General features: G+C 70.5%; 10 protein-coding genes. 1 reads left to right on the top strand and 9 read right to left on the bottom strand.

From position 1 onward, the window contains the following. The first annotated feature begins 73 nt into the window (after positions 1–73). Positions 74–811 carry a SchA/CurD-like domain-containing protein gene (locus tag FOE67_RS11085; RefSeq protein ID WP_182663103.1) on the top strand — a complete coding sequence of 246 codons (738 nt, stop codon included), beginning with the start codon at positions 74–76 and terminating at the stop codon, positions 809–811. Positions 812–884: 73 nt separating this feature from the next. Here FOE67_RS11085 and FOE67_RS11080 read toward each other — a convergent pair whose 3' ends face one another. The 9 genes from FOE67_RS11080 to FOE67_RS11040 form a co-directional block, all read right to left on the bottom strand. Beyond that, on the bottom strand, positions 885–1,319 hold the full coding sequence (locus FOE67_RS11080) for an SCP2 sterol-binding domain-containing protein (protein ID WP_182605768.1): 435 nt from the start codon (positions 1,317–1,319) through the stop codon (positions 885–887). Further along, entirely contained in the window at positions 1,316–1,657 is a 342-nt protein-coding gene (locus FOE67_RS11075; RefSeq protein ID WP_323384706.1) for an antibiotic biosynthesis monooxygenase family protein, read from the bottom strand. The genes FOE67_RS11080 and FOE67_RS11075 overlap by 4 nt, the downstream gene beginning before the upstream one ends. Further along, positions 1,654–2,133, bottom strand: a complete 480-nt coding sequence (locus FOE67_RS11070; protein ID WP_182663101.1) for an SRPBCC family protein — start codon at positions 2,131–2,133, stop codon at positions 1,654–1,656. The genes FOE67_RS11075 and FOE67_RS11070 overlap by 4 nt, the downstream gene beginning before the upstream one ends. 1 nt (position 2,134) lies before the next feature. After that, on the bottom strand, positions 2,135–2,389 hold the full coding sequence (locus tag FOE67_RS11065; protein WP_182663099.1) for an acyl carrier protein: 255 nt from the start codon (positions 2,387–2,389) through the stop codon (positions 2,135–2,137). A gap of 123 nt (positions 2,390–2,512) precedes the next feature. Beyond that, the gene (locus tag FOE67_RS11060) at positions 2,513–3,724 is read right to left on the bottom strand and encodes a ketosynthase chain-length factor (protein ID WP_182663097.1); all 1,212 of its coding nucleotides are present in this window, start codon (positions 3,722–3,724) and stop codon (positions 2,513–2,515) included. Next, positions 3,721–4,983 (bottom strand): beta-ketoacyl-[acyl-carrier-protein] synthase family protein, encoded by a 1,263-nt coding sequence (locus FOE67_RS11055; RefSeq protein ID WP_182663095.1) that lies wholly within the window; start codon positions 4,981–4,983, stop codon positions 3,721–3,723. The genes FOE67_RS11060 and FOE67_RS11055 overlap by 4 nt, the downstream gene beginning before the upstream one ends. Next, entirely contained in the window at positions 4,983–5,405 is a 423-nt protein-coding gene (locus FOE67_RS11050) for a cupin domain-containing protein (RefSeq protein ID WP_182663093.1), read from the bottom strand. The genes FOE67_RS11055 and FOE67_RS11050 overlap by 1 nt, the downstream gene beginning before the upstream one ends. Before the next feature lie 50 nt (positions 5,406–5,455). After that, positions 5,456–5,776 (bottom strand): TcmI family type II polyketide cyclase, encoded by a 321-nt coding sequence (locus FOE67_RS11045; RefSeq protein ID WP_182663091.1) that lies wholly within the window; start codon positions 5,774–5,776, stop codon positions 5,456–5,458. Between the two features lie 97 nt (positions 5,777–5,873). Beyond that, positions 5,874–7,347 (bottom strand): peptide MFS transporter (locus FOE67_RS11040; RefSeq protein ID WP_182663089.1); only part of this gene is annotated, 1,474 nt, incomplete at its 5' end.

Genomic DNA, 7,347 nt, shown 5'->3' with positions numbered 1-7,347 from the left:
TGTGTATAAGAGACAGCCCCGTACCCGACACCCCACCGCGCTTCCACGTCGGAGCGACACCTCAGGAGGACACATGCCACTGGACGCCATCACCTATCGGGTCCGCCCCGGTCACGAGGACCGACTGGGCGAGATCTTCTCCCCGCACACCTTCCGGCGCGTGGACTCGCCGGTGATCAGGGACGCCGACGGGGGAACCCTCGGCATGCTCCTGGGCACCGGGGTCTTCGTCCGCGACGACGTGTTGGTGCGGGTCATCCACCACGACGGGGTTCCCGCCGACCGGATCGCCGAACACATGTCGGTGCAGGAAGGGGTGCACGAGGCCGAACGGGCGCTGGAACCCTTCCTGGCCGAGGAGCGGGACACCACGACCCCGGAGGGGTTCCGCGAGCACTTCCACCGGAGCCTGATGACCGTCCTGGAGCAGGACAGCCCGGACGACCGCCCCGCCGCGGGCACCGTGGCCCTGCGCCACCCCCTGCGTCCCGGGGCGGGGGCCGAGCTGGCCGCCGCCGGGGCCCCGGCCCCCGGCCCCTCCCTGGCGCTCTCGGCGGAGCACCCGACCATCGTCCGCACGGCGCTGTTCCTGCACTCGGACACGCTGGTGCGGGTGGTGCAGTACGACGGTCATCCCTATGACGTGGTGCGCTACCTGACCGAGCGGTGCTGGAGGGCCGACGCCGAGCGGTGGCTCGCCCCCCACCTGGAGGAGTCCGGGCCCCCGGCCGACGCGGACGCCTACCTGGCGACCGTCCACGAGCGGGCGATGCTCTCGGTCTCGCACATGTCGGTCCTCGGCGTCGGCTGAGCGGAAGCGGTACGACGGCGGAGCCGCCGCCGGGCGACGAGCCCGGCGGCGGCTCCGCCGTCGTACCGGTGTGTCAGGTCTCGGGGTGGTCGAACCACTCGCCCAGCTTGGTGCCCATCAGAGGGCTCCCGCGCAGCTTCAGCTTGCCGGTCAGGAACGCCTTGGCGCCGGGCAGCTTGCCGACACCCATCGCCAGCATGTCGGGGAACTTGATCCCGATGGTGATGTCCGGGTCCTCGCTGCGCCCCTTGTCCGTCCGGCAGGTTCCCGCCTCCACGTGGACGAAGTGGAGCTTGGTCCCCTCCGAGGAGGCGATCTCGAACTGGAAGGTGCCCTTCTGGTCCTTCGCCTTCCGCGGGTTGAACTCCGACACCAACAGGTCGAAGATCAGCTCCAGGGCGGCGTCGAGGCCGCCCTCGCGCTGCCGCACCACTTCTTCCAGCTGCTTCGAGGGGGTCGACTCGACCAGCTCGATCAGCTCGGCGACCTCTTCCTGCTGCACGGTCATCGATCCTCCAGTGATCGGGTTCCGGCCGATACGGCCGGGGTCATCTCGTCCATCGGTTCCAGGAGCCGCATCTCGCCGTCCGCGCGGAGCGGCCACAGGTGCCGCAGGTACGCCTGCTGCTCCTCGCTCCGTTCGAAGGCGCGGAAGGTCGGCTCGTCCGTCCAGTCCGTCAGCACCACGTAGCGCCCCCGCTCGCCCCGGGACCGCAGCAACTGCTGGCCGTGGTTGTCGGGGAGCGTGTGGACGTGCTTCGCGTGGGCCCGCCACAGCTCCTCGAACTCCGCCTCCCTGCCCTCGACGACGTCGATCCGCAGCAGCACCCTCAGCCCTGCGCTCACCGACCGGCCGCCGTCCGCCCGGCGGTGCGGTCGGCGGCGGCCCGCTCGACCAGCTCCTTGATCCGGGCCATCTCCCGACGGGTGTTGGTGTTCAGCCGCTCGGTCATCTCCGGGTCGCCGAAGGGCAGTCCCGGCCGGACGGTGAACTCCTGGCGCCAGCGCATCTCCACGCCGTCGTCGGTCTCGGTGTAACTCCAGTGCAGATTCATGTGGGTGAAGGGACCGGTCTCGATGCGACGTGCCCGGACGGTGCGGGTGACCGGGTCCGGAGTGCGCTCGGAGACCCAGCTCCACTCCACGCCGTTCTCGTCGGGGCGCATGGTGAGCCGGAACCGGATCGTGTCCCCGTCCCGGCCCAGGATCTCCGCCCGGGAGTATTCCGAGAACAGCCGCGGCCAGGACTCGACATCGTTGGTCATGTCCCAGACCAGGTCCATCGGGGCGTTGATGACGATGCGATTGTCGGTGGAGGCCATGTCACACCGCCGCCAGGTGCCGGTTGACATAACCGATGACGTCCCCGGGGGTCGCCATCTCCTCGATCGCCTCGTCGGGGATCTGAAGGCCGTACTCCCGCTGGATCTGACTGGCGATCTCCAGCACCGCCAGCGAGTCGTACCCGATGTCGGTGAAGGCCGTGTCCAGGTCGTCCTCGGTGAGCTCCCGGCCGTCCAGCTCGCCGGCGCACCGGCTCATGATGGCCTTGAAATCGCCGAAGGTGATACCGCTCATGATGTTCTCTCCTTCTGGGTGGTCGGGACGGGCGTGGTGGCCGCCCCCGTTTCGGCCCCCGGCCCGGGAGCGGGCGCGGGGTTTCGAGGGCCCGGGGCCCCGTGAGGGGGCCGCCGGAACCGGTCAGAGGGATCGGATGACCACCGCGGCGTTGAAGCCGCCGTAGCCGCGGGCCAGGACGAGGACCGTGCGCAGTTCCGTCTCGCGCGGCCGACCGACCACGAGGTCCAGCCCGTGGGCGGGATCCGGTCGTACGTTCACCGTCGGGGGGATCACCCCGTCGCGCAGGGCCAGCAGCGCCGCGGCCACGTCCAGTGGGGCACCGCCCGCGTACAGGCGTCCGGTCATGGTCTTGGGCACCGTCACCGGTACCCGGCCGGCTCCGAGCACCGCGGTGATCGCCTCGGCCTCCCGACGGTCCAACTCCGGCACGCCGTGTCCGTCGGCGAGAACCAGGTCGACCTCCTCCGGCGCGACGCCCGCGTCCGCGAGCGCCAACTCCACGGCACGGCGCAGGGCCGGTGGCCGCCCGCTGCCGGGGCGCGGATCGAAGGTGGCCGCGTAGCCGGCCAGCTCCCCGTAGGGGCGGTCGAGGCCGCGAGCGGCCGCGTCCTCCCGGTTCTCCATCATCAGGATGGCTCCGCCCTCCCCGGGCACGTAGCCGCCCGCCGCGCGGTCGAAGGGGAGGAAGGCGCGTTCCGGAAGCGGCTCGGTGCTCAGCCGACCGTTGGAGAGTTGGCAGGTCAGCCCGTAGGGGGAGAGGGAGGCGTCGGTGCCGCCGGACATCACCAACCGGGTCCCCCGGGCCAGGACCCGCCGCGCCTGGGCGAGCACGTCCAGGCCTCCGGCCTGTTCCGAGCAGAGCACACCGCAGGGGCCCCGCATCCCGTGCCGGATGGACAACTGACCGGTGGTCGCCGCGTAGAACCAGGCGATGGACATGTAGGCGCCCACGGCCTGCGGCCCCTCGGAGTACAGCTTCTGCAGTTCCCGTTGGCCGAACTCCACGCCGCCCGAGGAATTGGCGGTGATGACGGCCATCTCCAGGTCGGAGAAGGCATCGGTGTCGATCGCCGCGTCGGCCAGCGCCTCGTTGGCGGCGGCGAACGCGTACCGGGTCATGGCGTCGGTCTCCCGGACCAGGCGGGCCGGCGCGTGGTCCGCGGGGTCGAACCCCACGGTCTCGCCGGCCACCCGCACCGGATAGCCGGTGGGGTCGAACCGGCTGATCCGGTCCAGGCCGGACTTGCCGTCCAGAGTGGCCTGCCACCACGCCTCGCGGTCCAGCCCGTTGGGGGCGATGACACCGATACCGGTGAAGACGGGGGCGCTCATGCGATCCTCCTCGGCGATGTGAGCACCACGGCGCTCTGGAATCCGCCGAAGCCGCTGCCGACGCTCAACACCACGTCCAGTTCGGCCTCCCGGGCGGTTCCCGGGACATAGTCCAGGTCACACTCGGGGTCCGGTTCCTCGTAGTTCGCGGTGGGGGGCACGACCCCCCGGTCGATGGCCAGGGCGCTGGCCGCGATCTCGATCGAACCGATCGAGCCGAGCGAGTGCCCCACCATCGACTTGATCGAGCTGACCGGGACGCGGTAGGCGTGCTCGCCCAGGCTCCTCTTGTACGCCGCGGTTTCGTGCCGATCGTTCTGCTTGGTGCCGGAGCCGTGGGCGTTGGCGTAGTCGATCTCCTCGGGGTTGATCCGCGCCTCGTCGAGTGCTGCGGTGATCGCCTCGCCCATCTCCCGGCCGTCCGGACGCAGACCGGTCATGTGGTAGCCGTTGGCGCGGGCCGAGTAGCCCGCGACCTCGCAGTAGACGCGGGCGCCGCGCCGCCGGGCGTGCTCCAGCTCCTCGATCACGAAGACCGCGGAACCCTCGCCCAACACCAGTCCGTTGCGTCGCCGGTCGAAGGGACGACAGGCGTGCTCCGGGTCGTCGTTGCTGGTGGAGGAGGCGCGCAGGGTGTCGAAGCAGGCCACGGTGATCGGGTAGATGGGGGCGTCGGTCGCGCCCGCCACCATCACCTCGGCCGAGCCCTCGCGGATGAGGTCCACGGCGTAGCCCACGGCGTCGATGCCCGCGCAACAGCCGGAGCTGACCACCGTGGTCGGTCCCTCGGCGCCGGTGGCCCAGGCCACCTCGGTGGCGAGCGAACTCGACATGACGTACGAGTAGAGGTGCGGCTTCATGTAGCCGGGGTCGACCAGCCAGGTGCGGCCGTTGTCGCTGACCGTGCGGTACTCCTGTTCCATGGAGATGGCGTTGCCGACCCCGTTGCCGATGCTCACCCCCACCCGGCCCGGATCGCCCGCCACCGGGTCGAAACCGCTGTCGGCGATCGCCTCCCGGGCCGCCACCAGGGCGAACTGTCCGGCGCGGTCGGTGCGGCGGATCTCCCGGTAGGACAGGCCGGCAGCCTCCGGGTCGAAGTCGCACTCGGCGCCTATGCGGCTGCGGAACCGGCTCGGGTCGAAAAGGGTGATGCGCCGGGTGGCCGTGCGCCCCTTGACGATCATTTCCCAGAACGCCTCCCGGCCCGGTTGTCCCGGTGCCACCACCCCGATGCCGGTGATCACGGCACGCTTCATCACGCGCCTCCCACCTCGGGCAGCGTGCCCTCGCCGGGCAGCGGCTCGCAGTCGACGTGACCGAGTTCGGGACGCGGCGCCAGGGGGCTCAGGAAGAAGGCGACGAACGCCTGTTCGTCACCCGGGTTCTCGATGCGGTGCCGCACGCCTATCGGCACCATGAACGCCTCCCCCGGCTCCAGGACGATCTCCCGGTCGTCCACCCGCAGCAGGATCGAGCCGCGGATGACGAAGAAGAACTCCTCGGAGTACGGGTGGTAGTGCTCGGAGACGAACTCGCCGGGCTCCAGCGTGCCCACTCCGCTGAAGCCGGAGGTCGCGCCGCAGGTCTTCGGACTGAGCAGGACGCGCAGGTCACCCCCGCGCTTGCGGTTCGGTGGCACGTCGTCGACGGTGATCTTCGTGAGACCGGTGGTCTGCATGAGGGCTCCACGGGAGAGGACGGAAGGGCCGGGAAGTGGGGGTGCGGGCGTCAGGGCGTCCAGCTGTAGAAGGGCTCGGCCATGGAGTCCTTCGGTTCCCGCCACGCCGGGTCGTAGGGGGTCATGTACTGCGCGAGCCGGGTGTTGATGTCCTGGTAGAGAGGGTGGCTGCGGGAGCGGTAGAGGTTCTCGTTGATGCCCCGCTCGGCCTCCACCAGGTGGAAGTACAGGCCGTGGAAGCGGAAGAGGGTGCGCCGCCGCACCCCGATCATGTGCGGCAGTTCGGTGGCGTCGGACTCGGCGAAGATGTCCGCCACCTTCTCCGCGTCGTCATGATTCATCCGCGCGACGATGAGGGTGCGATGTGACATGGCAACTCCTTCACGGAACGGGTCGGAAGCGGGGAGGGCCGTTTCCTCCCCGATGCTGCGGTGGACGGCTGGAGACGGTGTCCAGACCGGCTCGACATCACAGCGGGGCCCTCCGGCCGGCGGGGACCAGCCCCATGAGCACGGCGGCGACCGCGAAACCGGCCAGGTAGGTCCACAGCGGCACCACTTCCACCAACTGGGCCAACTGCCCGCCCAGCCCCGCACCCAGGGCGGCCCCCAGGTAGAACAGCCCCATCATTCGACTGCCGTGTCCCTCGGGGCTGGATTCCGCCGTGGTGCTCAACCCGACCGGGCCGAAGACCAGCTCCCCGCAGGTCATGAAGAGGAAGGCGGCCAACAGCCAGAACGGGGACACCGGCGCACCACCGTTCTCCACCAGCCGGGCCCCGGCGGCCAGCACCGCGAAACCGAGGGCCGCGCAGACCAGGCCCACCGCGAACTTCCGTCCCGTGGGGAGCCGGCGGCCCACTCGCAACCACAGCCAGGCGAACAGCGGGGCGAGCGCCAACAGGAACAAGGGGTGGGCCGATTGGAACCAACTGGCCGGCACCGTGAAACCGGCCACGTCCCGCTCGGTGTGCTCCCTGGCGAAGAGACTGAACACCGACCCCAGCTGGCCGTACATCGCCCAGAACAGCACCGAGGGGACGAACACCCGCACGTAACCCCGGACCCGGGACCGTTGCGCGGTGTCCAGGGCTTCGGTGCGCAGCATCCGACGGAAGTAGTGGATCGGTATCACCAGGCAGGCCAGTCCGCACAGGGCCAGCACCGGGCGCAACGGCAGTCCGCCGATCGCCGTCACGGTCGCGTACAGCGCCACCAGGACGACCGCGCCCACCCCGGCCCGGCGAACCAGCAGGCTCCTCGCCGCCGGGGACAGCGGACGACCGGGTCCCGTCCGGGCACCGCGCAGGGAGGGGGCCCCGCGGACGTACTGCAGGACCCCGAAGGTCATGCCCACCGCGGCCGCGCCGAAGCCCAGGTGCCAGTCGACGTGTTCACCCAGCAGACCCGTCACCAGCGGCCCCAGCAGGGCGCTCACCTGGATGCTCATGTAGAACAGGGAGAACGCCGCCTGCCGCTGACCGCTGTCGGCCCCGGGTTTCATCTGGTCGAACATCACCGGCAGGTTCGGTTTGAGCAGCCCGGTGCCACAGGCGACCAGGAAGAGGCCGGTGAAGAAAGCCTGTTCGGTGGGGAAAGCCATGCAGTAGTGGCCGGCGGCGATGATCAGCGCGCCGTACAGCATCGCCCGGTAGGTGCCCAGTACCCGGTCGCCCAACCAGCCACCCGGCATGGCGGCCAGGAACGAGGCCGAGATGTAGAGGCCGAAGAGCGCCGCCGCGGTGCCGTCGGACATGCCCAGGCCGCCCCGGGAGGCGGGCGCGGTGGCGTAGAGGAACAGCAGGGCCTGCATGCCGTAGAAGCTGAAGCGTTCCCACATGTCGGTGAGGAACAGGGTGCTGAACCAGCGCTCGCGGAACATCGACCAGACCGACTGTCCGGCGCCGTCCGGCGGGGAGGGCGGGAGGTCGGGGGCGGTTGTG

It is taken from the genome of Streptomyces calidiresistens, assembly GCF_014141525.1.
GTDB classification, from domain to species: domain Bacteria; phylum Actinomycetota; class Actinomycetes; order Streptomycetales; family Streptomycetaceae; genus Streptomyces; species Streptomyces calidiresistens.
The sequence above is the reverse complement of the archived record's forward strand: the minus strand, read 5'-3'. Positions and strand labels throughout refer to the sequence as shown.

Coding starts and splice junctions, on each gene's coding strand:
- FOE67_RS11050 (WP_182663093.1), bottom strand. CDS start 5,405: ATGCAGACCACCGGTCTCACGAAGATCACCGTCGACGACGTGCCACCG.
- FOE67_RS11085 (WP_182663103.1), top strand. CDS start 74: ATGCCACTGGACGCCATCACCTATCGGGTCCGCCCCGGTCACGAGGAC.
- FOE67_RS11070 (WP_182663101.1), bottom strand. CDS start 2,133: ATGGCCTCCACCGACAATCGCATCGTCATCAACGCCCCGATGGACCTG.
- FOE67_RS11080 (WP_182605768.1), bottom strand. CDS start 1,319: ATGACCGTGCAGCAGGAAGAGGTCGCCGAGCTGATCGAGCTGGTCGAG.
- FOE67_RS11065 (WP_182663099.1), bottom strand. CDS start 2,389: ATGAGCGGTATCACCTTCGGCGATTTCAAGGCCATCATGAGCCGGTGC.
- FOE67_RS11060 (WP_182663097.1), bottom strand. CDS start 3,724: ATGAGCGCCCCCGTCTTCACCGGTATCGGTGTCATCGCCCCCAACGGG.
- FOE67_RS11055 (WP_182663095.1), bottom strand. CDS start 4,983: ATGAAGCGTGCCGTGATCACCGGCATCGGGGTGGTGGCACCGGGACAA.
- FOE67_RS11045 (WP_182663091.1), bottom strand. CDS start 5,776: ATGTCACATCGCACCCTCATCGTCGCGCGGATGAATCATGACGACGCG.